At 69.5% G+C, this 26,873-nt stretch carries 20 protein-coding genes and 2 pseudogenes; 12 read left to right on the top strand and 10 right to left on the bottom strand.

Translation table 11 applies throughout. From position 1 onward, the window contains the following. The 3 genes from NQU54_RS45255 to NQU54_RS45245 form a co-directional block, all read left to right on the top strand. The coding region (locus NQU54_RS45255; protein ID WP_257636122.1) for a creatininase family protein at positions 1 to 611 on the top strand (611 nt) is incomplete at its 5' end. Between the two features lie 15 nt (positions 612 to 626). Continuing rightward, positions 627 to 1,736 carry a mandelate racemase/muconate lactonizing enzyme family protein gene (locus NQU54_RS45250; protein WP_174886101.1) on the top strand — a complete coding sequence of 370 codons (1,110 nt, stop codon included), beginning with the start codon at positions 627 to 629 and terminating at the stop codon, positions 1,734 to 1,736. Between the two features lie 26 nt (positions 1,737 to 1,762). Next, positions 1,763 to 1,894: a hypothetical protein gene (locus tag NQU54_RS45245; RefSeq protein WP_257636121.1), complete on the top strand. Its 132-nt coding sequence runs from the start codon at positions 1,763 to 1,765 to the stop codon at positions 1,892 to 1,894. Between the two features lie 18 nt (positions 1,895 to 1,912). Here the strand turns inward: NQU54_RS45245 and NQU54_RS45240 are convergent, their stop codons facing one another. Together NQU54_RS45240 and NQU54_RS45235 are read right to left on the bottom strand one after the other, a co-directional pair. Beyond that, positions 1,913 to 3,088 carry a PP2C family protein-serine/threonine phosphatase gene (locus NQU54_RS45240; RefSeq protein ID WP_257636120.1) on the bottom strand — a complete coding sequence of 392 codons (1,176 nt, stop codon included), beginning with the start codon at positions 3,086 to 3,088 and terminating at the stop codon, positions 1,913 to 1,915. A 214-nt stretch (positions 3,089 to 3,302) separates the two neighbouring features. After that, positions 3,303 to 4,271: an NADP-dependent oxidoreductase gene (locus NQU54_RS45235; RefSeq protein ID WP_257636119.1), complete on the bottom strand. Its 969-nt coding sequence runs from the start codon at positions 4,269 to 4,271 to the stop codon at positions 3,303 to 3,305. A 147-nt stretch (positions 4,272 to 4,418) separates the two neighbouring features. Here NQU54_RS45235 and NQU54_RS45230 point away from each other — a divergent pair, with 147 nt between their 5' ends. From NQU54_RS45230 to NQU54_RS45215, 4 genes and pseudogenes are all read left to right on the top strand, one after another. Continuing rightward, positions 4,419 to 5,279, top strand: a complete 861-nt coding sequence (locus NQU54_RS45230; protein ID WP_257636118.1) for a LysR family transcriptional regulator — start codon at positions 4,419 to 4,421, stop codon at positions 5,277 to 5,279. Between the two features lie 269 nt (positions 5,280 to 5,548). Next, positions 5,549 to 6,175: an alpha-glucuronidase family glycosyl hydrolase gene (locus NQU54_RS45225; RefSeq protein ID WP_257636117.1), complete on the top strand. Its 627-nt coding sequence runs from the start codon at positions 5,549 to 5,551 to the stop codon at positions 6,173 to 6,175. Next, positions 6,121 to 8,034 (top strand): hypothetical protein, encoded by a 1,914-nt coding sequence (locus NQU54_RS45220; RefSeq protein WP_257636116.1) that lies wholly within the window; start codon positions 6,121 to 6,123, stop codon positions 8,032 to 8,034. The genes NQU54_RS45225 and NQU54_RS45220 overlap by 55 nt, the downstream gene beginning before the upstream one ends. 195 nt (positions 8,035 to 8,229) lie before the next feature. Beyond that, positions 8,230 to 8,934: pseudogene (locus tag NQU54_RS45215) on the top strand (glucuronyl esterase domain-containing protein); the annotation flags it as partial. Between the two features lie 186 nt (positions 8,935 to 9,120). Here NQU54_RS45215 and NQU54_RS45210 read toward each other — a convergent pair. From NQU54_RS45210 to NQU54_RS45195, 4 genes are all read right to left on the bottom strand, one after another. Beyond that, on the bottom strand, positions 9,121 to 9,492 hold the full coding sequence (locus tag NQU54_RS45210; protein ID WP_257636114.1) for a hypothetical protein: 372 nt from the start codon (positions 9,490 to 9,492) through the stop codon (positions 9,121 to 9,123). A gap of 211 nt (positions 9,493 to 9,703) precedes the next feature. Further along, positions 9,704 to 10,471, bottom strand: coding sequence for a DUF8017 domain-containing protein (locus tag NQU54_RS45205; protein ID WP_257636113.1), 768 nt, complete (start codon positions 10,469 to 10,471; stop codon positions 9,704 to 9,706). Between the two features lie 278 nt (positions 10,472 to 10,749). After that, the gene (locus tag NQU54_RS45200) at positions 10,750 to 13,770 is read right to left on the bottom strand and encodes a 3-keto-alpha-glucoside-1,2-lyase-like domain-containing protein (protein WP_372506409.1); all 3,021 of its coding nucleotides are present in this window, start codon (positions 13,768 to 13,770) and stop codon (positions 10,750 to 10,752) included. Between the two features lie 323 nt (positions 13,771 to 14,093). Further along, on the bottom strand, positions 14,094 to 14,759 hold the full coding sequence (locus tag NQU54_RS45195; RefSeq protein WP_257636111.1) for a TetR/AcrR family transcriptional regulator C-terminal domain-containing protein: 666 nt from the start codon (positions 14,757 to 14,759) through the stop codon (positions 14,094 to 14,096). 178 nt (positions 14,760 to 14,937) lie between these two features. On the opposite strand from NQU54_RS45195, the gene NQU54_RS45190 reads away from it, so the two are divergent. Genes NQU54_RS45190 through NQU54_RS45180 form a run of 3 tightly spaced genes read left to right on the top strand, consistent with a single transcriptional unit; the run spans position 14,938 to position 17,386 of the window. Beyond that, entirely contained in the window at positions 14,938 to 16,041 is a 1,104-nt protein-coding gene (locus NQU54_RS45190; RefSeq protein WP_257636110.1) for an MBL fold metallo-hydrolase, read from the top strand. Further along, positions 16,038 to 16,601 carry an ester cyclase gene (locus tag NQU54_RS45185; protein WP_069874368.1) on the top strand — a complete coding sequence of 188 codons (564 nt, stop codon included), beginning with the start codon at positions 16,038 to 16,040 and terminating at the stop codon, positions 16,599 to 16,601. The genes NQU54_RS45190 and NQU54_RS45185 overlap by 4 nt, the downstream gene beginning before the upstream one ends. Beyond that, entirely contained in the window at positions 16,598 to 17,386 is a 789-nt protein-coding gene (locus NQU54_RS45180; protein WP_257636109.1) for an MBL fold metallo-hydrolase, read from the top strand. Before NQU54_RS45185 ends, NQU54_RS45180 begins: the two co-directional genes overlap by 4 nt. 31 nt (positions 17,387 to 17,417) lie before the next feature. Here the strand turns inward: NQU54_RS45180 and NQU54_RS45175 are convergent, their stop codons facing one another. The 3 genes and pseudogenes from NQU54_RS45175 to NQU54_RS45165 form a co-directional block, all read right to left on the bottom strand. Beyond that, positions 17,418 to 18,875: a sodium:solute symporter family protein gene (locus NQU54_RS45175; RefSeq protein WP_257636108.1), complete on the bottom strand. Its 1,458-nt coding sequence runs from the start codon at positions 18,873 to 18,875 to the stop codon at positions 17,418 to 17,420. Positions 18,876 to 19,179: 304 nt separating this feature from the next. Beyond that, entirely contained in the window at positions 19,180 to 21,636 is a 2,457-nt protein-coding gene (locus NQU54_RS45170) for a SpoIIE family protein phosphatase (protein WP_257636107.1), read from the bottom strand. A gap of 183 nt (positions 21,637 to 21,819) precedes the next feature. Continuing rightward, positions 21,820 to 21,975, bottom strand: a pseudogene (locus NQU54_RS45165) (alpha/beta hydrolase); the annotation flags it as partial. 292 nt (positions 21,976 to 22,267) lie between these two features. On the opposite strand from NQU54_RS45165, the gene NQU54_RS45160 reads away from it, so the two are divergent. After that, positions 22,268 to 22,888, top strand: coding sequence for a class II aldolase/adducin family protein (locus NQU54_RS45160; protein WP_257636106.1), 621 nt, complete (start codon positions 22,268 to 22,270; stop codon positions 22,886 to 22,888). A 97-nt stretch (positions 22,889 to 22,985) separates the two neighbouring features. Here the strand turns inward: NQU54_RS45160 and NQU54_RS45155 are convergent, their stop codons facing one another. Further along, on the bottom strand, positions 22,986 to 24,314 hold the full coding sequence (locus NQU54_RS45155; protein WP_257636105.1) for a hypothetical protein: 1,329 nt from the start codon (positions 24,312 to 24,314) through the stop codon (positions 22,986 to 22,988). Positions 24,315 to 24,661: 347 nt separating this feature from the next. On the opposite strand from NQU54_RS45155, the gene NQU54_RS45150 reads away from it, so the two are divergent. Next, a complete protein-coding gene (locus NQU54_RS45150) occupies positions 24,662 to 26,788 on the top strand; it encodes a SpoIIE family protein phosphatase (protein ID WP_257636104.1) in 2,127 nt (708 codons plus the stop codon). Positions 26,789 to 26,873 lie beyond the last annotated feature (85 nt).

Genomic DNA, 26,873 nt, shown 5'->3' with positions numbered 1-26,873 from the left:
GGGGGGGGGGGGGGGGGGGCCGGGCGGCCCACCGGGGGGGGGGCCGCGCCCCGCCGGTCGTACGCCTGCCCGCCCTGCCGTACGGACACAGCCCGCACCACCTCTTCGCGGCCGCGGTGTCGCTGTCGGCGAGCACCCTGGCGGCGGTACTCGCCGACGTCCTGCGGTCCCTCACCGAGAGCGGCTTCCGCCGCATCATGATCGTCAACGGCCACGGCGGCAATGACGAGATCATGCGCCTGGCGGTCAAGGAGCACGCGCTCGGCGCCGAGGGCGCGTTCGCGGCCTGCTCCTACTGGAGCCTCGGCGAGGCGCCGGAGAACCCCGGGCACGCCGGCCGCTACGAGACCTCCCTCATGCTCGCCGCCCACCCGGACCTGGTCCGTACCCCCATCGAGCCACACACCCCCGCCGGCGCCCCGCCGCTCTTCGCCGCCCCGCCGCACCCCGGCCTCACCGCCGAGCGGCACGGCGAGTGGGCACGGGTGGGCGGGATGACCGACGATCCGTCCGCCGCCCGCCCCGACCCGGGCGGGCTGACCATCCGCGCCACCGAACTGGCCCGGGCGATCCGGGCATTCGCCGAAGCGACCGCACCCGGCGCCGTCTGAGGAGGAACCCCGCACATGAAGGTCACACACGTCGACGTCTGGGTCGTGAACCTCCCCCTCACCTCCCCGTTCACCAGCTCCTTCGAGACCAAGACCGGTGAGACCCGCACCGTGGTCCGGATCCGGACCGACGAGGGGGTGGAGGGCTGGGGCGAGACGATGTGGGGGCGGCCGGTGGCCGCGCTGGTCCGCAAGCTGGCGCCCGATCTCATCGGCACCAGCCCGTTCGCCCTGGAGTCCTTCCACCGCAAGCAGCACATGGTGCCGTTCTTCCACGGCTACCTCGGCTACGCCGCCATCGCCGCCCTGGACGTGGCCTGCTGGGACGCCATGGGCAAGGCCACCGGCCACTCGCTCACCGATCTGCTCGGCGGGGCGGTACGCGACACCGTGCCGCTCACCGCGCTGGTCACCCGCGCCGACGGCGCCACCCCGGAGGCCCTCGCCGAACACGCCGGCCGGGTGGTCGCCGAGGGCGGCTTCCGGGCGGTCAAACTCAAGGGCACCGGCGATGTGGACGGCGATGTCGCCAACCTCCGCGCGCTGCGTGCCGCGCTGCCGGACACCGAGCTGCGCGTCGACCCCAACGCCGCCTGGTCGGTGCCGGATTCGGTACGTGCGGGCATCAAGCTGGAGGACCTGAACCTGGAGTACCTGGAGGACCCGTGCCCCGGTATCGAGGGCATGAGCCAGGTGCGGAGCAAGGTGCGCATCCCGCTGTGCACCAATATGTGTGTCGTCCGCTTCGAGGACTTCGCACCGGCGGTGCGGCTCGGCGCGGTGGACATCGTCCACGGCGATGTCTACAAGTGGGGCGGTATCGCACCGACCAAGGCCCTCGCCGCCCACTGCGAGACCTTCGGCCTCGGCATGAACCTGCACAGCGGCGGCGAACTCGGCATCGCCACCGCCGCCCACCTCGCCGTGGTCGCCAGCACTCCGGTGCTCAGCCGCGCGATCGACAGCATGTACTACCTGCACGCCGATGACATCGCCGATCCGATCCCGCTCATCGACGGCCGCCTCACCGTCCCGCAGGGCCCGGGCCTGGGCGTACGCGTCGACGAGGAGAAGCTGCGGCACTACGCGGCGGTGAACGAGCGGGAGGGCGACCTGACGGGATGACCAAGCGCTCCGCTGGAAGTGTCGCGATGCGTCGTCGGCCGACTGCGGCGCCGTCGTGGCTGGTCGCCCACGCGGCGGAGCCGCATATCGACACCGCCGCGGCGGAGCCGCACATCGACACAGCCCCGCGCCCCTTCGGGGCGCTGCCCGGACCGTAGCGGGCTTCCTCTGACCCCCTAGTCCGGTGACCGGGCGGAAAGCGGTGTGAGGACCACGATCGCCATGTCGTCATGCCGCTGACCCCCGGTCCAGTCGGTGACATCCGCGACGAGCGTGTCCACCACCTCCGACGCGGTGCGGAACTCCCGATCGGCCAGTCTCGTGCGGGGTTCGTAGAAGACCCCGTGCCGGTCGCGCGCCTCGGTGACACCGTCGGTCACCAGCAGCAGATAGTCCCCCTGGTCGAAGGGGAAGGTGTCACAGCCGGACACGGCGACGCCCTCCGGCATCCCCAGCCCCAGGGGAAGCCCAGGAACCGATGGCTCCAGCGTCGTCACCCGGCCCCCGCGGATCAGATACGGCGGCGGATGACCGCGGTGGTACAACCGCACCCGCCCCTCCTCCTCGCTGACCTCGACCAGTACGGCGGTGGCGAACCGCTCCAGTGCGTCCGGCTGGTCGCCGACGTCCGCCGCGAACCGGACCAGGGCCCGCTCCATGTACTCGGCGAGCTCCCGCAACGTCGCCGCCTGCTCCGCCGCCTCACGGAAGGCGCTGGTCGCCACGGCCATGGTGGACACGGCGGGCAGCCCCTTGCCCCGTACGTCCCCGATCAGCGCCCGCACCCCGAACGGCGAACCGCGCACCGCGTAGAAGTCACCGCCGATCAGCGCCTCCGCGTACGCACACTCGTAGCGGGTGGCCACCGACACCGCCCCCACCCGCGCGGGCGGCGGTGGCAGGACCGCCCGCTGCGCCACCTCGGCCACGGCGCGCACCGCGGCGAAGCGCTGCCCCTGGCTCTGGACCGCCCACTTCAGCCACAGCGCGATCCCGCTGATCACCGCCACGTCCAGCAGATCCACCACGAGCGCCGTCAGCGGGCGGCCCACCAGCACGTCCACGCACACCGACACCACACACGCGCCGGCCGCGGTGATCGCCGCGCCCCGGAACGTCAGCACCATGCAGGCCGCGAGCGGACCGGCGGACAGCAGGGGCAGCCCGCCGTACGGCACCGGCCCGAAGACGTCCAACACCACACCGCCGATCAGCAGCAGCACCGGGACCATGACGAGCACCCCGGCCCAGCCACCGGGCGCCCCCTCCCCCGCCCCGCTCGCCACGCACCGGCGCGCACCGGCTCCCGGGTCACCGCCTCCGGGGCCACCGGCCCTCATCTCGCCTGCCATCCGCTCATCTCCCGCTCCGGTGTCCCGCCACAGTGGGGAGAGAGGGCTCTCCCGCCGGTACCGCCATACCCGACGGCACGGCAGGAGTACGGCCCCCACGCCGATCACCGCCCGATCGGTGGCGGGCGGGGGTGAAGGGGCGCCACCAAGCGCCCGCGCGGATCACCGCACCGCGGCGCCATGGGGCGACGGTGGCGTCCCGAGGCCGGCCGCCCTACGCGGGATGACGGACCACGAGGACGGTTTTGCCGCGCAGCCCAGTGCTGCCCGCACCGCCGGTGAGGGCGGCCGGTCCGTCTTCGAGGGAGAGTGTCGTGCCGATGACGGGGCGGATGGTGCCCGCCGTGGCCAGCCTGGTGAGCTCGGCGAGCCGTTCGGGTTTGCGATCGAGCCGGTAGTTGGCGGTGTGGATGCGGCTGTCGTCGAGAAGCCGCTGGTCGAGACCGAATGCGGTGGACAGCAGCGCGCCGCCGTCCCGCACGGCGGTGGCCACGGCGCTGGTGATGCGGTGGTCGCCGACGGCGTCGATGATCGCGTCCACGCCGTCGGGCGCGAGCTTGTTCAGCGCCTCCTCGATCGGCTGCTCTCCGCGGATGACGATCTCGTCGGCGCCGAGTCCTCGTACCTGATCGGCGAGGTGGGCGGAGGCCGTTGCGATGACCTTGATCCCACGGGCGGCGGCGGTCTGCACCACGAAGGTGCCGACGCCTCCCGTGGCGCCGATGACGAGCAGTGTGCCGCCCTCGGGCACATGTGTGTGGTCGATCGCGCCGAGCGCGGTCATGCCCGAGGTCGGAAGCGCGGCGGCCACCTGGCTCGGTATGTCGTCGGGAATGGCCGCCAGCGCACCGAACGCGGGGGCCTCCTGTACGACACAGACCTCCGCGAAGGTGCCGAACTCCAACGGCTGGCTCCAGAACTGGCCGAAGACGCGGTCGCCGACGCGGTACTCGGTGATTCCACCGCCGATGGCGGTGACGGTACCGGCGCCGTCCATCCCGAGCGTGAGCGGGAACCGGTACTCCCCGAGCGTCCTCAGCGACCCGGAGGCAATGGCCATGTCCAGGGGGTTGATCGCCGCTGCCTCGATGGCGACCTGCACCTGCCCCCAGGCAGGTTCGGGCACGGGCAGCTCCCTCAGTTCCGGGGTGTCGCCGAACCGCTCGATACCAATCGCTCGCATATTCTCTCCCATTTCGCCGAGCATTCACCGCATCGCGGCGGCACCAGCCTGCGGTCGGCGCAAGGCTCCGGAGAAGGACCGATCCAGCAGCGACTATGACCCCATGGGCAGCAATGGCGATGCCGATGAGGCAGTAATGTGGGGAGCATGGCAGCAGCGGAGTCCCGGCCCCTGCGGTACTTCGTCGCGGTGGCGGAGGAACGCAACTTCACTCGCGCCGCACGGCGGCTCGGCATCGCGGGCCCCGCGCTGTCACGAGCGATCCGCAACCTCGAGGCCGACATCGGCGCGCGCCTTTTCGAACGTTCGACACGGGTGGTGGAGCTGACCGAGTCCGGCACGGTACTGCTGGCTCAGGCCCGGCCCGCGCTCGAAGCCCTCGACGCGGCGGTCCGCCGTGCCGTGCGCGCGTCCGAACCCCATCGCAGCGTGCTGCTCGCGGTCAAGGCCGACGCCGATGGCGGGCTGCTGCAAGACACCCTCAGCGCGGTGGCCGCCGAGCCCGGCGCCGAACCCGTCGCGGTGCGTCTGTGCGGCTGGAAGGAGCACACGGGGCTGTTGCGGACAGGCGAAGCCGATGTCGCGCTCATGTTCGAGCCCTACGATCCGCAGGGAATCGACGCCGACATGGTGGCCACCGAACCTCGTGTGGCGGCGCTGCCCGCCGACCACGCCCTCGCCGGAGCCCCGCGGCTACGACTCGCCGATCTCGACATCGACCCCGAGGACATCGACGAACGAGCGGAACGCGACATCGACAAGCAGGGCGTGCAGGACCTGGCACAGTTGCTCGCGCTCGTGGCGCTCGGCAAGGCGATCACCGTACTTCCGAGATCGGTCGCCGCCAGATACCCCCGGCCCGCGGTGGTCTACGCACCCATCGAGGACTGCCCTCCGGCCACCCTGGTCATCGCCTGGCCCGAGCACTCCCGCAGCCGCGGCGTGGCCACACTGGTCCGCGCGGCGACCACCGTCGCCCAGCAGCGCGGCATGAGCCCGCCGTCGTAGCTGACACCCCTTCAGATGTGTTTGATTTTGATCGTTGGCATACACGACCGGCGTTCATGTATGCGGAGATCCTCGCGCCATACCGTGCCGAACTCGCACATGGACGCGGCACGATCAATTCACTGATGAACCAGGGGTGCTGTACACCCAAGACCGCCATGTTCCTTTGTGGTTCATCGTGTTGACACCTGTCGTACCGCGTGTGACGGTGGCGGGGCGTGGTCCTGGCCTGGATGTGCACTGTTCGTTCCGCAACGGAAGTGGGGCTCATGAGCTCAGGAATACGGCGCCGCAGCATTCTGTCCGCGGCCGCTCTGGGAAGCACGGTCGGTTCGCTCGGTCTCTCCTCACCCGCCTCCGCGCAGCCGGTCCCCGGCGCCGCACCACCGGCGTCCGCACTGCCCGCCGAGGACGGGTACGACCTGTGGCTGCGGTACCGGCGGGTGGAGGATCCCGGTCAACTCAAGCGGTACCGGGCCGCCTTGGGAACCCTGGTCCGGCAGGGAGGCGGCCCGCTCCAGCGGTCCGCGGCGGACGAGTTGGCCCGCGGGCTCACCGGGCTGCTCGGCACCCGGGTGCGGCCACGCGCCGACGCCCCCTCACACGCGGCACTCGTGGTGGGCACCCCGGCGAGTTCACCCCTGGTCCGGGAGCTCGTCCCCGCGGCCGACCTGGCCGAGCTCGGCGACGAGGGCTACATCGTCCGCCGGGTCACCCGGCGCGGCGTGGACTTCACCGTGGTGGCGGCCCACGCCGACCGCGGTGTGCTCTACGGTGCGTTCCACCTGCTGCGCCTCGTACAGACCCGACAGCCGCTGGAGCGCGTCGACCTCACCGGCCGTTGGACTACGGACGCACCCACGCCGACGGAGCCAATCTGCTGGCGGGCGCGCTGAGACCGTACGGCGGGATCGTGATGTGGCGGGCGTTCGTGCACGACACCGACGCGAAGTGGGACCGGCAGGCATACCTCGACTTCACACCGCTGGACGGGAAGTTCGCGGACAACGCCATTGTGCAGATCAAGAACGGGCCGATCGACTTCCAGGTCCGCGAGCCCGCACACCCCCTCTTCGGCTCGCTGCCGCGGACCAACTCGATGATCGAACTCCAGGTGACACAGGAGTACACGGGGCACGCCACCCATCTGTGCTATCTCGTTCCGCAGTGGAAGGAAGTCCTGGACTTCGACACGCTCAAGGCCGGGGAGGCCAGCACCGTGGCCCGTGTCGTGACCGGCCGGGTGCACTCCTACGCGCACTTCGGCTTCGCCGGCGTGATGAACTTCGGCGATGCGAGGAACTGGACCGGCTCGCACCTGGCCGCCGCCAACACCCATGGCTACGGACGGCTCTCCTGGAACCCGGACCTGTCCGCTCAGGACCTGGCCACCGAGTGGACCCGGATGACCTTCGGCAACGATCCGCACGTCGTCGAGACGGTCTCCGCCCTGCTTCTGGACTCCTGGCACACCTACGAGGACTACACCTCGCCGCTGGGCACGGGATACCTCACCCATCCGCCGGACGGCTCGGTCACCGGGCACTTCGACCCCAGCCCGACGACGACCACCCAGTTCCACAAGTCGGACCGCGAGGGCATCGGCTACGACCGCACCGCCGCCACCGGCGACGGTTTCACCGAGCTGTACGCACCGGCGACCCGGGACGCCTATGAGTCGCTGGAGAACTGCCCGGAGGAACTGCTCCTCTTCCTCCACCACGTCCCGTACACCCACCGGCTGGCCAGTGGAAAGACCGTGATCCAGCACATCTACGACACCCACTTCTCCGGCGCGGCGCGGGTGGCGGACATGCGCACGGAGTGGGAGGGGCTGCGCCGCCGTGTCGACCTCCGGCGGTTCACCGATGTGCACCGCCAGTTCGGGGAGCAGCTCACCGGGGCCGCCCAGTGGCGGGACACCCTGGTCGCCTACTGGTTCGACCTGAGCCGGATCCGCGATGAGCGCCGCGGCTGGCTCCAGGCGATCGTCGCCCCGGCCGACACGGCGCTGCTGGGCGGGGAGCGCAACGAACTGCCGGTGCAGGTGGTCAACGCCACGGGCGCCGGGCTGCGCACGGTGACCACGCTGGAGGTACCCGAGGGCTGGCGGTCCGAGGAGGCGACCGCTTACGTGGCCTCGCGGGAGGGCGAGACGGTGAAGACGCCCGTCGTGCCGCCGTCCGCCCCCGCGCTCGCCACACTGCACGCGCGCCCGAGGTCGGGCGCGGTGCGGGTGCTCGACTCCTCGCTGCGCAGCCTGGCCAAGGTCGTCGTCGTCCCGCCCGCCGCACGATGCGTACACGCGCTGGACGCCGGGCCCGACTCGGCGCCGGTGCTGACGGGATACACCCGGCTCTCACCGGCCGGCGGCTGGCACGAGGGCGCCGACTTCGGCTGGGTCGGCAACACGCCCGACGCCACGGACACCGGACTGTTCGATGTCGTCCGCCGGGACTACGTACGCGACAGCGCCCCGGCCGTGCTGCGGCTGAAGCTGCCCGCCGGACCCTGCACCGCGCATCTACTCACCGGCGACCCCAATACCTTCAACAGGTCGCTGATCGTCCGTGTGAACGGGATCGAGAAGGCCCGCAGTGAGCAGCTCGACGGCCGGGAGTTCACCTGGCTCCGGATCCCGTTGGACGGCGGATCCTCCGGACGCGCGGTGGACCTGGAACTGTCCGCGAACGAGCGCGAGACCTGGCATCTCAGCGCCTGCGTGGTACTGGCGGACGACCGGGGTCGGGTCTAGCGCGGTACACGTGCCGCCCGGCGGCGCGCCCCGCGCGTTGCCGGGCGGCGTCGTCCGGAACACTCTCCGTCACCGTCGGACGTCCATGGCGACACGTGTTTCGTCCGCCATATCTTTCGGTAGCGGCATCGGCACGCTACGCGCGCAAAGGGCCGCGGTCGGCCGCCAGGTGCAGCACGGCCCGGTGCCGCGCAACAAGGCGCGTTCTACAGCGTCTACGGCTCGCAGAGCGGCACGGGGCTGCTCATGGCCTGGGCCTGGGGTGCGAGCCGGATCATCGATGTCATCGAGCAGTCGGGCGGCGGCATTCTCAAGGCGGACGCGGTCGGCGTCACGGGATGCTCGCGGTACGGCAAGGGCGCCTTCGCGGTCGGCGCGTTCGACCAGCGCATCGCCCTGACCATGCCGATCGAGTCCGGCACCGCCGGTGCCCCCATCTTCCGCGGGGTTCCGGGAGAGGGCGGCGCACAGCCGCTGAGCAGCGCCTACTCCGAACAGCCGTGGCTGGGCGACGCGTTCGGCTCCTTCACCGGCAACCCGGCCACGCTGCCGGTGGACACCCACGAGATCGTGGGCATGGTCGCGCCGCGGGGGCTGTTCATCATGGAGAACCCGCATATCGACTGGCTGGGTGCCAAGTCCGGAAGCGTGGCGGCGCTGGGCGGAGCGGAGGTCTACAAAGCGCTCGGCGCGGGGAGCAACATCAGCTACTGGTCCGACATCCAGGACGGCAACCACTGCGCCGTCCGGTCCGAGTGGAAGGCCCCCTTGCAGCAGAACATCCAGAAGTTCCTGCTCAAGACGGGCAACGCTCCCGGCGTGATCAGGGTCTCGGGCAAGAAGGCCGGCAACCTGGCCGAATGGCGGAACTGGCGGACTCCGGTCCTCACCGGGTCCTGATGTGAGTGGCGAAGCCCGGCGGCACGCGTACGCGCCGGGCTTCGCGCCACGGCCCCCGGCGCTCCGCCACGGCCGTGGCGGTGCCACGGCCCGGACGGACAGGCTCAGGCCGAACGCTGGCGGTGTGCGACGCCCCCGCGCTGGTGCGACCGCACCGCCACGAAGACGGGCTCACGCGCATCGCGATCACGCGGCGAGCGTCTGTGCCACCGCCACCGCGGGCAGGGGCGCCACCGGGATACGCACCGGCGTGACCGGGTCATAGGCGAGCCACACGCGGTATGTGGTCTTGGCCGGATCCACCAGAGGGTCACCGAGCGCGATCCGCCCCTCGGAGTACAGCCTGTCGCATATGGGGGTGGGCAGAGCCACGTAGCAGCCGCCCCTGTCGGTGGCGTGGTCGTGCGGCTGCCAGTAGCCGTACCGGCGTCGTCCACTCGCGTGCACGGTGAGAAACACCGGAGTGCGGGAGTCGGACAGGACGCGGAGAACGCCGGCGCCGACAGCCTCGAACGGGACCTCGGAACGGGAGCGGGACTGGTAGCGGGCGGGGGACATCAAAATTGCCTTTCCGAGGGCCGGGACTCAAGATCAGCTACCTAATTAAAGCAGTTATTTGATCTCGATCACAGAACTTCCGCTGGAGCGGCGGGACTTGAGGACGGCTCTCGGACAGAGTCGGCCACACGCGGCCGCGCGCCGGCCCGGTGGCGGAGACACAGGGGTGCGGGGCGGTACGCGGCTCGCCGCCCTCACGGGCCGAACGACATCAGCTGTCCGTCGACCGGACGGTGCTCATGACCTTCTCGATCTCGGCGGCCGTCAGCGCGTTCGGGACTCCTTGGTCCGCGTAGATCACCCAGCCGTGCATGGTGCCGTCGGGGAGCTTCTGCGCGACGCTGTGCACGACCGCCTTCGGCGGAACGCATGAGCTCGGGCGGTTGGTGACGGTCACCTGGGCGGTCGCGGTGTAGCCCTCGATACCCCCGTGCTTCCACGGCTTGGCCTCACTGACCGTGATCTTGGGCTTGTGGTCCTCACCCCCGTACGCGGCGAAGCCCCAATTCCCCGCCCAGTTACGAGCGTTCTCCTGGAGGCTGCCGTCCTTGCCGCCACCTGTGGTGCCGACGGTGGCCAGCTGACCCTTGCCCGCCTCACCGATGGCCTTGGGATTGGGACTCGACGCGCAGCCGCCCTCACGGTAGTTGCCGGCTCCGGTCATGACGACGATCGGCCGGCCGTTCTTGTCCGTGTAGGAGAGGGCCGTGTCCTCCTGGAAGACCTTCCACTTCTTGGCCTTGCCGGGCACGTCGTAGCGGAAGTGGTGCTTCTGCGAGGTCTGCGTCTGCCATCCCGCGACCGACGGCTGATCGCCCGAGGGGCTCGCCGGGGCGGCGGACTCGGACGACCCCGCCGAGGGCGCCTTCGACCCCGCGGCGTCGGTGTTCTTGTCCGTGGCATCGCCGGTGTCGTCGTTGCATCCGCTCAAAGCGACGGCCATGCCGATGCCGACGGCCGCGATCAGGGTCTTCTTCATTCGTCGTGACGGCTCCCGAGTGGACCGCGGACGCTGAGCAACGCGCTTGAGGGTCTTTGGCTTGAACATGATCGGCACTCTATGCGCGCCGCACTGCCGCCCCTCCCTCATGTGGACGCCCCACCGCGAGACGGGTACCCACTCGTGACACATCGCATAAGGCTGAAACATGCCCGAAGCCCCGGACGCCATGTGTCCGGGGCTTCGGGCATGGGTGGGTCATGCGGCCGGCAGAGGCACGGTGGGTTCACCGGCCCGGGAGAGCTCTCTTCGTGGCATCAGTCAAGCGGTTCGATCCAGAGGTTTCTGAAGCGGACCTTGTTGCCGTGGTCCTGGAGCCGGATCGCGCCCGCCGCGGCCGATTCGGCGTCGCCGCCGCCGGTCGGGCCGTCCACCGCCACGTTGTCGTGGACTTTCCTGCCGTTCCACACCACGGTGATCCTGGCGTCATCGGTCTTCCGGCCTTCGGCGTCGAAACGGGCCGCGCGGAAGTCGATGTCGTACGTCTGCCAGCTTTCCGGTGGCGTGGCGGCGTTGAGGTCGGCGGCTTTCTTGTTGTAGATGGACGCGGCCTCGTCCGGGGCGAGTTTCTCCACTCCGTAGGAGTCCAGGATCTGGATCTCGTACCGCTCCTGGAGGTAGATGCCGCTGTTCCCGCGGTCCTGCCCGGTGACATCGTCCGGCAGCTTCGGCACCCGGAATTCGGCGTGCAGCCTGAAGTCGCCGAACGCCTGTTTGGTGCGGATGTCGCCGCAGCACACCTCGATGGAGTCCTCGGCGGAGCGCGGCCATTCGACGCTGCGGCCATCGGTGTGCTGCCAGGCGGTGGAGACGCTGCCGCCGGAGAACAGGTCGATCCGGCTGCCGGATCCGCGCACCTCGATCATGTCGAGGTTGACGTGGCCGGTGTCCTCGGGCCGATAGGCATAGGCGATGGTGTTGCGGCCCTTGCGCAGGGAGAGCCGCTCGGTCTTGGTGGACCAGCGGTTCCAGGCGCCGGTGGAGGGGAGGCTGGTCTGCCGCGCCTGGCCGCCGTTGACGGTGATGCCCATGGTCTTGGTGCCGGTGAACGGGTGGGGGCCGTTGGCGTAGCGCAGCCCCACGTCGTAGCTGCCCTTCGCGGGTGCGTCGACCTCGAAGGTGGCGGTGGCGCCCGGGGTGCCGAAGCCGTCGGCGAAGCCGCCGCCGGTGTAGCCGGCGTGCTCGGTGTCGATGGCGGCTCCGCCGGTCAGGCGTGCCGATTCCGCGTCGTACGAGGTGATGGGCTGCTCGGGGCCGGGGCGTGCGTTCAGCGTGTACCAGGCTTCGGTGGACCAGAGTTGCTCACCGGTGTCCGAGGCGAAGGGGCGCGGTGAGCGCACATGCACCACCCGGTCGGTCTTGAGGCCGGGGATGGTGAGCCGGACCGTGCGACGGTCGGCGGACAGTCGGGCGGCGGCGACGGGGAGGGACTCTTCGTCCACCTTGGGGCCGCCGTAGGCCGGGGTGGGGACGTAGCGCCACTGCTCGACGGAGTAGGCGCCGTTCGTCAGCTTGGCGGCGGTCTCCGCCGACAGGGGCTTGGTGTAGGTGAGTTCGAAGCCGTCGCGGGTGGCGCGCATGGTCTTGATGTCGAAGGCGGTCTTGCCGTTCGGCGTGAGCTTCTGAAGACCGAAGCGGAGTTTGCCTTCCTGGCCCCAGTTTCCGTCGGCGCCGAGACCCCCCGCATAGATGGCACCGTCCGGTCCGGTGCTGATGCGGGTGATGCCGACCTCCAGGCCCTGGGTGTGCCGGAACACCGCGCCCTGGTACTCGCCGTCCACCTTCTCCAGGTCGGCGCGCTGGATTCCGCCGTAGGTGACGTCGCCGAAGAGCATTTGCCCGGCGAAGGGTCCCTTGTCCAACAGCATCGGCGTGCTGGGCGAGTTGGCTATCTCGTTCTGCGGCAGCCAGAGCACGGGTTTGGTGACCGGGCGGTCGTCGAACGGCCCGTCCGGGTTGGTGTAGTGGTTGAAGAAGCGGTCCTGCTTGATGTGGAGCAGCTTGGAGGCGGGCAGCCAGCCGCCCTGATTGTCGGTGACGAAGAGATCCCCCTCGGGGCCCCGTCCGATTCCATTCGGTGTGCGGAGGCCGCCCGCCAGGTAACTCACCTTGCCGGTCTTCTTGTTCACCTTGATGGTGGTGCCGCGGTTCGCGACGGGCTGTGGATCGGTCGTGGCACCGCCGTAGTTGATGGCCACGGAGAGGTTCAGATAGAAGTTCCCCTTCTCGTAGAGCAGCCCGAAGGCGAACTCGTGGAAGTTCTCTCCGTACGGCCAGTCGGCGACCTTGCGGATCTCGCTCGCGGTGTTGTCGCCCTCGATGTCGGACAACTCGGTGAGCTGGTGCTTCTCCGAGACGTAGAGCTTTCCATCGACGTACTTGATCCCCATCGGCTCCCGCAGGCCGCCGGCGATCTTCTTGTACGTGACCTTCTCCGGGCCGGTGTCACCCGTGACGTGGTCGAGGACGTACACCTCTCCCTCCGTCTCGGTGCTGCCGCCCCACGTCGTCACGGCCAGCTTGCCGTCCGGCAGCCAGTCCATCGCGGAGACCTGGGGCTCGAAGCCCTCGGGGCGCAGATCGGTGAGGGTGTAGCCGGGGTTGACCGAGGTCAGCGGGAGTCCGTCGCCGGGGGTGTCGTAGTTGCCCTCGCACTCCTTGCGGCCCGGGGCGGTGACACGGACGACGCCGGCGTCGGTGCTGAGCACGGAGTTCGGGACGAGGGAGAAGTCGTCGGCGCCCGGGGGCTTCCACTGGAGGGTGACCTGCTGGTCGCCGCCACGGTCGAAGTGGTCGATGCGCAGGGAATGGTAGCCGGGCGCCAGGGCGATCTCGCCGTCCTTGGGCTCGGCGCCGTGCAGTCCGTCGTGGTCGATGACCTTCTTGTCGCCGATGAGCAATCGGGAACCGTCGTCGCTGATCAGACGGAATGTGTACGTGCCGTCGGTGGGGACGTCGATGTTGCCGATGATCTGCGACACGAAGTTGTCGGTGAAACCGAAGCCCTCGGTGGAGGACCAGTCGACGTTGGGGATCAGCTTGTCCACGTTGGGGGTCTGGGCCGGCTTGAGGTCGCAGAGCTTGCTCAGCGGGGACTGGATGTCGAAGACGCGGAGGGTGACGCCAGGTTCCTGGGGCGGCAGGTCCGCGAAGGGCTTCTCGTCCGCTTCGGCGGTCGGCATCGCGAGAGCGCCGGCCAGAAGCGCCGCGAGGAACAGGCCGGTTCTTCGTGGTCCACGGCGATGGCCACGTGGTCTCGGGTACTTGCGTAGCGTCACTCTTCCTCCTGCTGGGCGCTAGGGGCGCGGTCCGGCGGACCGCGGGCACAGAGTGGAGCTCGTCCGTGTACGGGTGGTGCGGCGGCATTCCGCCGTGATGCACGCAGACGTCCCTATGAAAGCGACGCCCAGCGTACGAACATCGCCCCGAACCGTCCATACTTTGTCCACAACAAGTCGAAAGTCCCCGCCCCTCGCCGTGTTCCTGACGGACGGTCGGCGCCTCGGTCGGCACGGTGGTGGCGGGCGCCGTCGCCGGTTCGTTCGGGCCCCGGTCCCGCTCATGACACACCCGGTGTCGTACTCCCTGTTCGGCCGCGGTCTCAGGAGTCGCCGACCCTGGCGGCCAGGCCGGAGATCAACAGCTCCAGGCCGTACTGGAACTCCGTGTCGGGATCGCTGTCGGCCAGATAGGGCGCGGTCGCGGTCAGCAGCGGGTCGCCGGAGACGGCGATGGCTTCGGTGCGCTGCTGGACCTGGTCGTTGTCCATGGTGCCCAGGTAGATGGCGTAGCCCAGTTCGCGCATGATCGAGCCGACCATGAAGGCGGTATAGCTGCGCAGGACGTGGACCACCTCCTCGGGGGCGAGGCGGAGTTCGTCGAAGCAGGCCAGCGTGGAGCGCATGGCTTCCAGCGCGGCGGGCGACTGCGTGGGCCGGGTCAGCACCAGAGGGAACGCTTTCGGGTGCTGCTTGGCGGCGGCGCGGAAGGCGGCGGCGTGAGCCCGGATCCTCTCCTGCCATGTTCCGCCCCGCTGCTCGGGGAAGACGATGCCGGCCAGCACCGCTTCGGCGACACCGTCGAGAAGGGCGTCCTTGTTCGGGATGTGGTTGTAGAGCGACATGTTCTCGATGCCGAGCTCCGTGGCCAGTTTGCGCAGGGAGAAGGCGTCGGGGCCATCGCGGTCGATCATCGTCACCGCTGCCGCGATCACCTTTTCGCGGGTCAGGCCGAGTCGCCTGCCACGTCCGGCCCCTCGCGCCGTCATGCGTCACCTTCCCTTGACATCACTTGCACCGTAAGTCTAGCGTCCCGATCCATCGAAAGACTTGCGCTGCAAGTGTCGCTTTGAGTGATCGCCTGGGTTCGCCCTCGTACGGGACTTGGCGGCCGACCTGGACCGGCACCCCCAACCACCGGCTCGGCCGACCAGGAAGGACCCACCGATGAAACTCGCCTGGCAGGACACCGACGTCCTCGACATGCCCACGCTCGGCACCCCGATCACCACCCTCAGCGGCCTCGGTGACATACCCGGCGGCTACGGCGCACAGCTCGTATGGGCCCGTACGCGGGCGAAGGCGCTGCGTACCGAGTTCGCGGCGACCGGTACACCGGACAGCGTCACCACGTGTGACCTGGTGACCCTTCCCTATCCGACGAAGTTCGGCCTCTTCCGTGCCTCCCGGGCCATCGCCCCGTTCCTCGCCATCACCAACCGCATGCTCGTCGTCCGCTGGACGGAGAGCGACGGGCGGCGGCGTGTGCTCCTGTTCGAGCCGAGCGATGTGGAACTCGGCCGTAACACCCCGTACTTCGCCGCGCTCGCCCGCCGCACACCCCGCCCGGTGCGATCCCTGTTGGTCACCGAACACGGCACGGTCCTCGGGCACCTGGCCAGGCTCGGCATCGCGCCCGAGGATGTCGACTATCTCCTCTTCGACCATCTGCACACCCAGGACCTACGCCGGTGGATCGGCACCAGCACACCCCAGCCGGACTTGGGCGACAGTCCGGTCGAGCCGGTGTTCCCGCACGCCAAGGTGATCGTGCAGCGGCACGAACTGCTGGCCATGTCCGAGCTCCACCCGCTTCAGCGCCCCTGGTACCAGCCCGACGCCTACCGGGACGTGCGGCCCGACGCCTTTCTCGCCGTCGACGGCTCGCTGCTCCTCGGCCCCGGTGTCGCGGTCATCTCCACCCCCGGCCACGTCCTGGGCAACCAGACCCTCCTGTTGAACACCTCCAGCGGCATCTGGGCGTCCAGCGAGAACGCCATCGCCGCCGAGTGCCTGACTCCCGAGCACTCTCGCGTCCCCGGCATCGCCCGCTGGGCTCGCGCCTGGCAGCAGGAGGTCGTCCTCAACGCCAACACCATCGAGACGACGGCCGAGCAGTACAACTCGCTCATCATCGAGAAGACGCTCGTCGACCACGCCCAGGCCGACTCCCGCTTCCTGCAATTCTTCCCCTCCAGCGAACTGACCGGCGTCTGGACCAACCCCGGCACCAGCCCCACCTTCACGCACAAGGCGGTAACCCACCGATGACCACCCTGATCAGTGACGAGATCCGCAAGTCCCGCCAGAAGCTGGTCCTGGACCACTTCCATGACGAGGTCCGCCAGGAGTGGGACGACGTCCTCGCCACTTTCCCGCATCCGCGCTACGAACTGATCCCCACCATGACGGTCCACGACGGCGACGCGGCGGTACGCGGCTATTACCGCCACAGCCGCCGCGCCTTCCCCGACCAGGACCACGAGATCATCGCCCTGCGCCACAGCGACGACGCCGTGATCGTCGAATTCTGGCTGCTGGGCACGCACCTCGGCCCGCTGGGCGCGATCCCGCCCACCGGAAACCGCTTCCGTGTCCGCATGACCGCGTACTTCGTCTTCGACGACGACGGAAACGGCGGTGAGAACCTGGTCTGCGAGCGGATCTACTTCGACAGCCTCACACTGCTGAAACAGCTGATCGGCGGCCTGAACCTGCGCAACCCGCGCAACTGGCCCCTGGCCCTCCGCTGTCTGCGCGGACTCCTCAAGGAAGCCGGCGGCACCCCGGACCCCGCCCTCGTCAACACTCCGAAGGCCACCCTGTCGTGAAGGTGCACCACCTCAACTGCGGCACGATGCACCTGCGCGGCGGGCCACGGCTGGTCTGCCATGTCCTCCTCCTCGAGACGGACACACAGGGACTCGTGCTCGTCGACTCCGGCTTCGGCCTCATGGACATCGCCGCCCCCGGCCGCCGCGTGGGCCCGGTCCGCCACTACATCAGACCGGCCTTCGACCCCGAGGAAACCGCCGCCCGCCAGGTCGAACGGCTCGGCTTCCAGCGCGCCGACGTCCGCCACATCGTTCTCACCCACGTCGACTCCGACCACATCGGCGGCCTCGCCGACTTCCCGCACGCCACCGTCCACATCACCGCGGCCGAGGCACTCGGCGCGATCCACGCCCCGTCCTGGCGCGAACGCCTCCGCTTCCGCCCCGCCCAGTGGGCCCACGGCCCGAGCATCGTCGAACACGCCCCTGACGGCGAAGCGTGGCGCGGATTCGCCGCCGCCAAGGAGCTCGACTCCATCGCCCCCGGTATCGTCCTGGTCTCCCTCCCAGGCCACACCCGCGGCCACGCCTGCGTCGCGGTCGACACCGGCACCCGCTGGATCCTGCACGCCGGCGACGCCTTCTACCACCCCGGCACCCTCGACGGCCGGGCCCCCGTGCCCGCGGCCCTCCGCGGCATGGAAACAGCCGTCGCATACGACCTGAAACAGATCCGCGCCAACCACGCCCGCCTCGCCGAACTGCACCGGCGTGCGGAACCCGACCTGACGATCGTCTGCGCCCACGACCCGGGCCTGTACGAGAAGATGCGGGCCGGCTGAGACAAGACGACGAACGAGCCGCGGGGGATCCTCATGTGTCCGTGCGCGCCGTTTCCCGGCACGAGTCGGCGACCGATGCGGTGGCCGCTGTCGAGGGGGTACGGGCGAGGGGTGCGCTCGCCTTGGTGCCTCGCCCGATGAGCTGGGCGATCGTCATGACCAGCAGGGGGGTGAGGATGGCGATGTACGCGTTGTCGATGCCGAAGGGGTCACCCGCCGCGTACCAGCCGATGACCGCGGGCAGGGACAGGCAGAGGGCGGCCAGGGCACCCTGCCGGGAGCCGTACGACGGCCGGCGGAACATCAGGACGACGAACACGGCCAGGGAGGCCCGGAGCGCCTTGGCGAGGAACGTCATGCCGAGCACATCCGATGCGCCCAGGGCCGCCGCCACGGGGATCAGCCCGCAGCCGAGGGTGGAGAGCCGGGCGAATCGCACGGCCTTCCTCTCGTTGTCCGACGGGTTGAAATACGGCTGGTAGAAGTCCTTCAGCAGCAGAGTGGAAGCGCCGATCGTCAGAGCTGATATGAGGCCGAACACTGATGCGATCAGTCCGGTTACCGCAATGCCCTGAAGGATCGGGCTGAGCCGGACGACCATGGTCGGAAGTGCCTGGATGCTGTCGATGTCGGGGTGCACCACGGCCGCGCAGACACCGATCAATGCCGCGAGGAAGCCATACGGGATCAGGACGAGGCTGGTGTAGAAGCCCGCGTTCCGCGCTTTGGCCTCGTTGTCGACCGCGGTCATCGCCTGCACTACGTACTGCGTCGCGAACATGGCGCCGCCGCCGGCGATGAGCCAGGCGCCTATCTGATTCCAGCCGACTCCGTCCCAGTCGAGCATCTTCGACGGCAAAGAGACGCTGATGTGTTCGTAGCCTCCCGCGGCGGAGTACGCGGACACCGCGACGACGACGATCCCCACGACTTTGACGAAGACGTTGATCAGGTTGGTGTAGATGACGGAGCGCATTCCGCCGATCACCACGTAGACACTCGACAGAACGCCAACGATCACGACGGCCCAGTTGGCATCGATCCTGAGCAGAGCCGAGATCATCGCTCCGCCGCTCACATAGGCCGCGGTGGCCACCAGGAGGAGCGATACGATCATGATCACGGAAGCCGCTCGCCGTACGCCCACTCCGTATCCCCGTTCCAGGGCACCGGAGATGGTCACCTCGTCGAGTTGTTTGAATCGCCTCGCGAACAGCACGGCGAAGACGATGAACCCGATTCCCAGGGCGCCGAGGTTCCAGGCGGCGGAGATTCCGTAAGTGAAGGCGCCTTGGGCCGTCCCGATACTGGCCGTGGTGCCCACGACTTCGGAAGCCATGAACAGACCGATCACGGCCGCGGGGAAGACCCGGCCGCCGCGGACAAAGCCTTCCGAAGTCGCGCCCGCCTTACGGGCGATGAAGCTCACCGCCGCGATGACGATGATGTAGGCCACCACCATCAGAGCAACTATCTGGAAAGACGACACTGTTTCTCCTTGAGTTGACGGTTCCGGCGCTCGGCCGGCTCCGAAGAGTGAGGCAAGGCTGCCGTCGAATCGCGTCAACTGGACCCGGAAAGGCGGTCTTTGACATAAACCCCCCACAGAACGCTGTTCACCATTCCGGTTCCATCGGCAGTGGCGGGCATTCCCGCGTCATTATGGAAAGCGGCGATTCCGGTACCGGTGTCCACACCGTGTCCGGCGCGCATGGACAGCAGTTCCGCGCGGGCCCGCTGCGCGTCCCCGCCGGCGCCGATGCGAGCAATGCGGTCCAGTGCTGCGCGAGCGTTCAGGCGGCGGACTGGCCTACGCGGGGCGGAAGCGACTGATCGGCCCAGATGATCTTGCCGCTGCTGGTGGGCCTGGTTCCCCATCGCTCACTGAGCTGAGCGACCAGCATCAGTCCACGACCGCCCTCGTCATAGATGCGGGCCTGGCGGAGGTGCGGATAGGTATCGCTGGAGTCCGCCACCTCGCAGATCAGTGTGTCTTGCAGGATCAGGCGTAGCCCAATGGGCCCGGACGCGTACCGGATGGCGTTGGTGACCAGTTCGCTGACGATGAGTTCGGTGGTGAAGGTCGCCTCCTCCAGCCCCCAGTGGGAGAGCTGGCGGGTGGTGAGGTTGCGCGCCTCGGCGACGGCCTCCGGATCCATGGGCAGTTCCCACGTAGCGACCTGGTCGCAGTCGAGGCTCCGGGTACGGGCCAGCAGCAGGGCGATGTCGTCTTCGGCGCGCTCCGGGAGCATGGTCCGCAGCACGGCGTCGCAGGCCCCCTCCAGAGAGTCGGGTGCGTCGATCAACGAGCGGCGCAGCATCTCCCGGCGCTCGTCCAGGTCGCCGTCGCGCGTCCTGATCAAACCGTCGGTGTACAGGACCAGGAGGGAGTCCTCGGGAAGTTCGACCTCCACGCTCTCGAAGGGAAACCCGCCCAGGCCCAAGGGCGGACCGACCGGCACCTCAACGGATTCGACCGTGCCGTCGGGATAGGCGAGGAGCGGTGGCGGATGGCCCGCACGGGCCAAGGTGCAGCGCCGGGAGACCGGATCGTAGACCGCGTACAGACAGGAGGCTCCCGTGTCCGCCTCGGGCTCCCCCTCCGCGGGGGACTCACCGGCGATGGGCCGGCCGACGATGACATCGAGTTGGGCGAGGAGCTCGTCGGGGGGCATTTCGATATCGGAAAGCGTGCGCACAGCCGTTCGCAACCGGCCCATGGTGGCCGACGCGCGCAGTCCGTGGCCGACCACATCGCCCACGACCAGGGCCACTCGTGCTCCGGACAGGGGGATGAGGTCGTACCAGTCACCGCCCACGCCCGCCTTGGTGTCCGCGGGCAGATAGCGGCTGGCCGCCTCGACCGCCGTCTGTTCGGGTAGCCGCTGCGGCAGCAGACTGTGCTGGAGCGCCAGCGCGGTGGCGCGTTGGCGGGTGAAGCGCAGCGCGTTGTCGAGGCTGACCGCCGCCCGGGTGGTGATCTCCTCGGCGAGCAGCAGGTCGTCGGAGTCGAAATCCTCGGGCTTTTGATGCCGGATGAAAACGGCAAGGCCGAGCAAGGTGCCACGAGCACGCAACGGGACGATCATCGCGGAGTGCAGGCCGAAGGCCCGGGTGCTGGCCATCCTCCGCTCGGAGAAATTGACCCAGTCCATGGATGAGGCGTCGGACCCGGGCGGAACCATATAGGACTCGCCCGTGACCAGCACCCGCACATGCGGACCGTCGCTCGGGTAGACGTCCACATCGCCGGGGTTCAGGACGGCCTCGGGAGCCCCTTCCCATACGGAGTGCTGCGCCATCCGGCGCATGGTCACCTCACGGCTCGGCGGCGGGAACCCCGGTTCCACCGGCAGGAACTCCGGCTCCTCGTCGGTCAGCACCGATTCCAGCAGGTCGACGGTGACGAAGTCGGCGATCCCCGGAACCAGTACCTCCGCCAGTTCCTGCGCCGTACGAGCCACGTCCAGGGTGCTGCCGACGGTGGTGCTCGCCTGATTGAGCAGGGCCAGCCGCTCCCGGGCAAGGTGCTGGACACCGGCGTCAAGGCCCACCGCATACATGCCGCGCACCCGTCCGCGGGCGTCCTTGAGTGGCACGAAATGACCTTGCCAGGCGTAACCGAGCTGCTCGTTCGGGAGCTTCACGTAGATGTCCAGGCTCGCCGACTCGCCCGTGTCCCTGGCCAGACGCATGGCCTGCTGGATCCTGTCCCCCTCCGGGCCCCCTACGTTCTCGGCGGTCGTCCTGCCGACCAAATCGGCCTCAGTGGCCTGAAATGCTTTTCCGGCCTCCTTGTTGAGGCGAATGTAGCGCAGATCCAGGTCGGTGATTCCGGCGATGAAGGGAAACTGATCGAAGCTCCACTCGAGCAGTTCGCGCCGCGTATCCATGAGTGGTGTGAGCACCAGAAGCCGGTGTCCGCTCGCCGACCGGGCGGACCGCTCATGCGACGGGGTCGCCACCAACTCGACGGTGACGCTTTGCCCGTCCTTTCCCCGGAGCACGGCCGTCATGGCTCCGACTTCGGCACCGAGGACGAAACGCCGAACCGCTTCGGATTCGCCCGCGGCCAGGAGAATTTCCACGGAACGGCCCTCCGCCTCCTCCGCCGAGTAGCCGAGCAGACGACTCGCCCCCGGGCTCCACGCGATCACCTCACCCGTCTCGTCGAGCAGCACCGTGGCAGTGTGACGTGTCTCCAGTGGCCCCGGGCGATTCCACTCGGTATCGGAGTCTCGCGGGTTCATAAGTCCATAAGCCCTCAAACTTATAACAGGTAAGAACTTGATCCCTAAAGTAAGGCGGGGATCTACTTCCTCCCACCCTCACCGTCTTCCAGACTAACGGGGTCGGATTCAAACTGCTCGGAATCCGACGGGATGCCTTCATCAAGGAACGGGTCGGCCGCCGCGGCGGGTGTGCCGCCCTCGTCATCCGGGGAGTGCGTACTCGCCGCACACCCGCTCGTGAAAGGCGAGGATCGCCTGTGCGACATCGTCGAGATGCGTTTCCAGCAGGAAATGCCCGCCGTCGAGGAGAAGGATCTCGGCATCGGGCGCGTCGCGACGGAAAGCCTCCGCACCCGCGGACCGGCCATGACCCCCTCTTCGGCGACATCCGCGGCCGAGACCCCCGGCCTGGTGCCGGTCGCCTACTACCCGGCACCCACCCAGGAGGTCTTCGCGTCCAACGCCCGCCGCGTCCGCGGCACCCGCTACGAGGGCTTCTTCCGGGACCAGATGTTCCTGCCCCGCGAGGTGCTGCCCGCCCTGCGCCGGCCGATGGACCCCGCCGACGCCCTCGGCTCGGCCCCCGCCCAGCTCAACACCCTGCTCCAGCCCGGCGACCACACAGTGGAGAACGGCCGGCCACATCACCGTGCGCGACCCCGGCGAGCCCGATACGTTCTGGGTGAACCCGTTCGCGATGAACTTCCGCCAGATCCGCGCGTCGGACCTGGTCCGGGTCGACCACGACGGGAAAGTCCTTGACGGCCGCCGCCCGGTGAACCGGGCGGCGTTCGTCATCCACGCCCAGGTGCACACCGCCCGCCCCGACGCGCTGGCCGCCGCGCACGCGCACTCGCCGCACGGCAAAGCCTTCTCCAGCCTCGGAATCCGGCTCGACCCGCTGACCCAGGACGCCTGCGCCTTCTACGAGGACCAGGGTCTGTACGCCGACTACCGCGGTGTCGCCAACGAGGTCGAGGAGGGCAAACGCATCGCCACCGCCCTCGGCGGGCACAAGGCGGTGATCCTCCAGAACCATGGGCTGCTGACCGTCGGCCACACCATCGCCGAGGCCGCGTGGTGGTTCATCACCATGGAGCGCTCCTGCCAAGCCCAGCTCCTCGCCATGGCCGCCGGCGCCCCGAAGCACATCGACCGCGACACCGCGTCGCTGGTGCGCGGCCAGGTCGGCGGCCACATCGCGGGCTGGGTACGGGCCCAGCCCCTGTTCGACCGGATCACCGCGGCCGAGCCCGACCACCGCGGCTGACCGGACCACCCGCCGCCGTGGCAACCGGCGACGGCAGGGACAACCGACTGCCCCGCCCCGCGCACACCTGGTCACCCAAAGCTCCGCCCACAGTGCCTCATCGGCGTGTGAACCGGCTGAGGAGCCTTGACCAGCGGCCCCGTCGGGACGCGCTGAACTGGGCCAACCTGGCGTGATCTCCGGGTCCCGCGATGGCCTCGAAAATGGCTCGCGCCTCCGCACGGAGCGCGTCGTCGTCCTGCGTCATCTGCTCGAACAGGACGTAGTCATGTCGGCGCAGGACGAACAGCGCGCGGTCGCCGACCTGGGGGTGCGACGACGCGCTGTACAGCGCACGGATCAGACGCATCGGGGCGTCGGCGTCCATCGTGGAGATGTTCACCTGTAGCGCGAGGCGCAGAGCGAGGCGGAGTTCCTTCTCATCCGGCGTGGGGAAATCCTGCGTCAGGACGGCCTCGACGGCTCGAAACACCGTCGGGGTGTCCACCGCCAAGCGGCGGAGCCTGCTCGTCAACTCGCGGTCGTGGCCCGGCGGGTTCCCATGAGCGGCCAAGGCGATCGCCGAGCGGACGATGGCAGCCGGGGGCGGCGTGTCCATCCCGGAAACCCCTGATCCCCTCTCCATCCCACGGTTGTCGAGCTCGCCGAGTGCGCGAATGGCCCGGGACTGGACCATGGTGTCCCTGTCATCCATCGCCAGGAAGATGAGTGAGTCCCTGATCTGCGACTTGGCGGGTCTGTCGGCACCGTCGTCGGGCAGCTCCTCCAGCAGGTGCATGAGGCGCACCCGGCCGAGCGGTGAGCTCTCGGCCTCGAACCGTTCCCGCGCCTGCCCCACGGAGACCCCGTAATGCCGCAGCGCGGCCAACACCGGATCGAACACGATGTCTTTATTGGCGTGGTGGTCGATAAGGGTGACAGCGTCCAGCAACGCGGGCACCGGCTGGTCGGCCTGGATGTCACGCAGGGCCCGCGCCGCCGCGGGAACACAGGCGAGGTCGGACAGCGCGGCGGTGAGTACGGGCGCCGCGCGTCGGTCGCCGAGGTGGTGCAAAGCCTCGATGATCCCCTGTTTGAGGTGGTACGGATCCCGGTAGTCCTGGTCCCGCGCCGACTGCTGGGGGAGACTGTCGCTGGAAACGGTGCGGTAGGGCTCGATGTCGGCCCCCAGCCCGTACTCATCGGTGAGCCTGTCGCCCTCCTCGTACCAGGCGTCCCATACCTCCTGGACGGCGGCGACCCTCTCGTGATGCCGGGCGGTGGCGGCCAGGAGGTCTTCAAGTCGACCGACGAGCGCCGGAACCACACCCGGACCGCGCTCTCGCAACGCGTCGATGGCCCGGTGCCTGGGAGTCGGCCCGTCGAAGCCGGTATCGGCCCGCTGCCAGTGTTCCAGCCTGTCGATCAGCTCTTGCAGGTCATCCATCGGTTTCCATCCTGGCGCTCGGTGCCGACTCAGCGGCTCAGCCGACAAAGCCAGGACCGTACCGCGGGGTCCACGGGACCGGTCCCACCCCGAAACGGCATTCTTCCCGAGGCCGGGCCGTCGATCGGCGCCATCAGCCGCGTCCATGTCGGCAGCGGCGAAGCCCGGCTCATTCGGGAACCACCCGACCGAGGGATCCGGCACAGCCCAACCCGGCACCGGCTCACGAATCCCGCCCCTCGCGTCACTGTGCGTTCCGGCGGCTTCCACGGCCCGGCCGCTGTTCAGGCGCGTTACCCTTTGCCAGAGGGTAACGACCGGTGGGGGTGACCACGGAGGGTATCCGGATGGCGCGTAGAGCCGGGGCCGATTCCGACACGAAGCGGATGTCCATCCGCTTCGCGGACGTGCCGGAGGCGCCCGCTCCGGCCCTCGCCCTACTGGGCTCCGACGGCACCGTCCTGGAATGGGGCGAGGGCTGCCGGCGGCTGCTCGGGCACCGCGCGGAGGACGTCGTGGGGCTGTCGGCGCGGCGGCTGCTGGAGACCCCCGTCGAGGCGGTGCGGTGGTCCCCGGCTCCGGGAGCCATGGGGCAGCTCGGCGGTCGGCATGCCACCAGCGCGGTCGTGAAGGTCAGGCACCGGGATGGCGGGAGCCTCCGTCTGGCGGTGGAGGTCATCGCGCTGACCGGCGCGGACGGTGAGAGCTGTCGGCTCGTCGCCGTCACGGAGGCGCCGGACGGGGTACGGACCGCCGAGGCCGAGGCGGCGCTCCTGGACCGATCACCGCTGGCCGTGGCGGTGTGGGACGCGGGCACGCGGCCGCTGTGGTCCAACCGGACCTGTAGAGAGGTCGTGGGCCGCTCCGGGACGGAGGCGCCCACCCGGTCGACGCGGCGCGTCGTGCGCGGTTTCGACCGGACCGTCGTCGAGCCGGTGATACGGCAGGCGCTGACATCGCGGGAGCCGGTCGGCGACCACGTGCTGCGGTGGGTGTCGCCGGAGCACGGCCGGGAGGTGGTCTTCTCCTCCTGTCTCTTTCCCCTCGCCCCCAGGGGCGGTGACCCGCTGGGCGTGTGCACCGTCTCCCTGATCACCAAGAGTGGGCAGCGCGAGCGGCTGGCGCTGCTCGGCAGGGCGGCCAACCAGATCGGCACCACGCTCGATGTGATGACCACCGCGCAGGAACTGGCGGACATGGCCGTCCCCGCCCTCGCCGACTACGTCACGGTGGATCTGGTCGATACCGTGCCGCTGGGCGGGGAGCCGCTGAAGCGGATGCCCGAGGCCCCCTCCGGCATCCCCGTCTTCCGCCGCGCGGGTCAGTCCTCCATCCACGAGGGCGTGCCCGAGGCCGCCTTCCTGGTGGGGGACGTGGTGTACGTACCGCCCGGATCGCCGTTCCTCACCGCGCTGTACGGGGACCAGTCCTACTTCGAGCCGACCATGGCAACCGGCCCGGGAACATGGCTCGACCGCGACCCGCAGCGCAGACTTCTCATCCACAACACCGGCATGCACTCGGTGATGATGATCGCGCTCAGGGCCCGCGGCACCATCCTGGGCATCGCCGTGTTCACACGGACCGACAACGCCGTGCCCTTCTCCCGGGACGATCTGCTGCTGGCCGAGGAACTCTGCGTCCAAGCGGCGTTGAGCCTGGACAACGCCCGCCGCTACACACGGGAGCGGGCCGCCGCCCTCGCCCTTCAGCGCAGTCTCCTGCCGCAGGAGCTGTCGGGCGGCGCCGCGGCGGACCTGGCCGGCCGCTATCTGCCGTCGGACCGGCACGAAGGGGTGGGCGGGGACTGGATGGACGCCATCGGGCTGCCGGGCGGCCGGATAGCCCTGGTCATCGGCGATGTCATCGGCCACGGCATCAACGCCGCCGCCGCCATGGGCAGGATGCGCACCGCGGTCCACACCCTCGCCGCCCTCGACCAGCACCCCGCGGAGCTGCTCGACCACCTGGACAAGGTCACCGCCCAGCTCGCCGAGAGGGGCACCTGGTCCCCGGGGTACTCCTCGATCGCCGGCGGAAGCTGCGTCTACGCCGTCTACGACCCGGCCACTCGCATCTGCACCCTGGCCCGCGCCGGGCATCCGCCACCGATGCTGGTGACACCCGACGGCCATGCCACGATCGCCGAGACGCCGGTGGGCCCGCCGGTCGGGATAGGAACCGGCCGCTATGAATCCGTCGACCTCGAACTGCCCGAGGGCAGCCTGCTCGCCTTCTTCACCGACGGGCTGGTGGAGTCCCGGCACGGCGACATCGATGCCGGACTCGAACGGCTGCTCACCGCGCTGGAACGTCCCCCGGCGAGCCTCGATGACCTGTGTGCCCGTGTCATCTCGAGGATGACCACGGACGCGCCCCCGGAGGACGACGTCGCGCTCCTCGTGGCCCGGACACGCGCCGGCGACAGCGGCCGGGCGGCCGCCCGCAGGGGACACCGCCGGCCGGCGGCCTGATGCGAAGCGTCCCGCGTTCGGCCCGCGCCGGTGCGGTCCGCGGCGGCGGGTTCGGCGCCGGAGGCGCCTGGAGCCGGAGGCGCTT

Origin of the sequence: Streptomyces malaysiensis subsp. samsunensis (genome assembly GCF_024519315.1) — a bacterium.
Classification (GTDB): Bacteria; Actinomycetota; Actinomycetes; order Streptomycetales; family Streptomycetaceae; genus Streptomyces; species Streptomyces malaysiensis.
Note: the sequence above shows the minus strand (reverse complement) of the source record. Positions and strands in the feature narration are given on the sequence as shown.

Excerpts from the sequence above, each read along its gene's own strand:
- NQU54_RS45240 (WP_257636120.1), bottom strand. The coding sequence starts at position 3,088 with ATGGCAGGCGAGATGAGGGCCGGTGGCCCCGGAGGCGGTGACCCGGGA.
- NQU54_RS45195 (WP_257636111.1), bottom strand. The coding sequence starts at position 14,759 with ATGACGGCGCGAGGGGCCGGACGTGGCAGGCGACTCGGCCTGACCCGC.
- NQU54_RS45245 (WP_257636121.1), top strand. The coding sequence starts at position 1,763 with ATGCGTCGTCGGCCGACTGCGGCGCCGTCGTGGCTGGTCGCCCACGCG.
- NQU54_RS45150 (WP_257636104.1), top strand. The coding sequence starts at position 24,662 with ATGGCGCGTAGAGCCGGGGCCGATTCCGACACGAAGCGGATGTCCATC.
- NQU54_RS45235 (WP_257636119.1), bottom strand. The coding sequence starts at position 4,271 with ATGCGAGCGATTGGTATCGAGCGGTTCGGCGACACCCCGGAACTGAGG.
- NQU54_RS45190 (WP_257636110.1), top strand. The coding sequence starts at position 14,938 with ATGAAACTCGCCTGGCAGGACACCGACGTCCTCGACATGCCCACGCTC.
- NQU54_RS45185 (WP_069874368.1), top strand. The coding sequence starts at position 16,038 with ATGACCACCCTGATCAGTGACGAGATCCGCAAGTCCCGCCAGAAGCTG.
- NQU54_RS45155 (WP_257636105.1), bottom strand. The coding sequence starts at position 24,314 with ATGGATGACCTGCAAGAGCTGATCGACAGGCTGGAACACTGGCAGCGG.
- NQU54_RS45170 (WP_257636107.1), bottom strand. The coding sequence starts at position 21,636 with ATGAACCCGCGAGACTCCGATACCGAGTGGAATCGCCCGGGGCCACTG.
- NQU54_RS45210 (WP_257636114.1), bottom strand. The coding sequence starts at position 9,492 with ATGTCCCCCGCCCGCTACCAGTCCCGCTCCCGTTCCGAGGTCCCGTTC.
- NQU54_RS45205 (WP_257636113.1), bottom strand. The coding sequence starts at position 10,471 with ATGAAGAAGACCCTGATCGCGGCCGTCGGCATCGGCATGGCCGTCGCT.
- NQU54_RS45250 (WP_174886101.1), top strand. The coding sequence starts at position 627 with ATGAAGGTCACACACGTCGACGTCTGGGTCGTGAACCTCCCCCTCACC.
- NQU54_RS45225 (WP_257636117.1), top strand. The coding sequence starts at position 5,549 with ATGAGCTCAGGAATACGGCGCCGCAGCATTCTGTCCGCGGCCGCTCTG.
- NQU54_RS45230 (WP_257636118.1), top strand. The coding sequence starts at position 4,419 with ATGGCAGCAGCGGAGTCCCGGCCCCTGCGGTACTTCGTCGCGGTGGCG.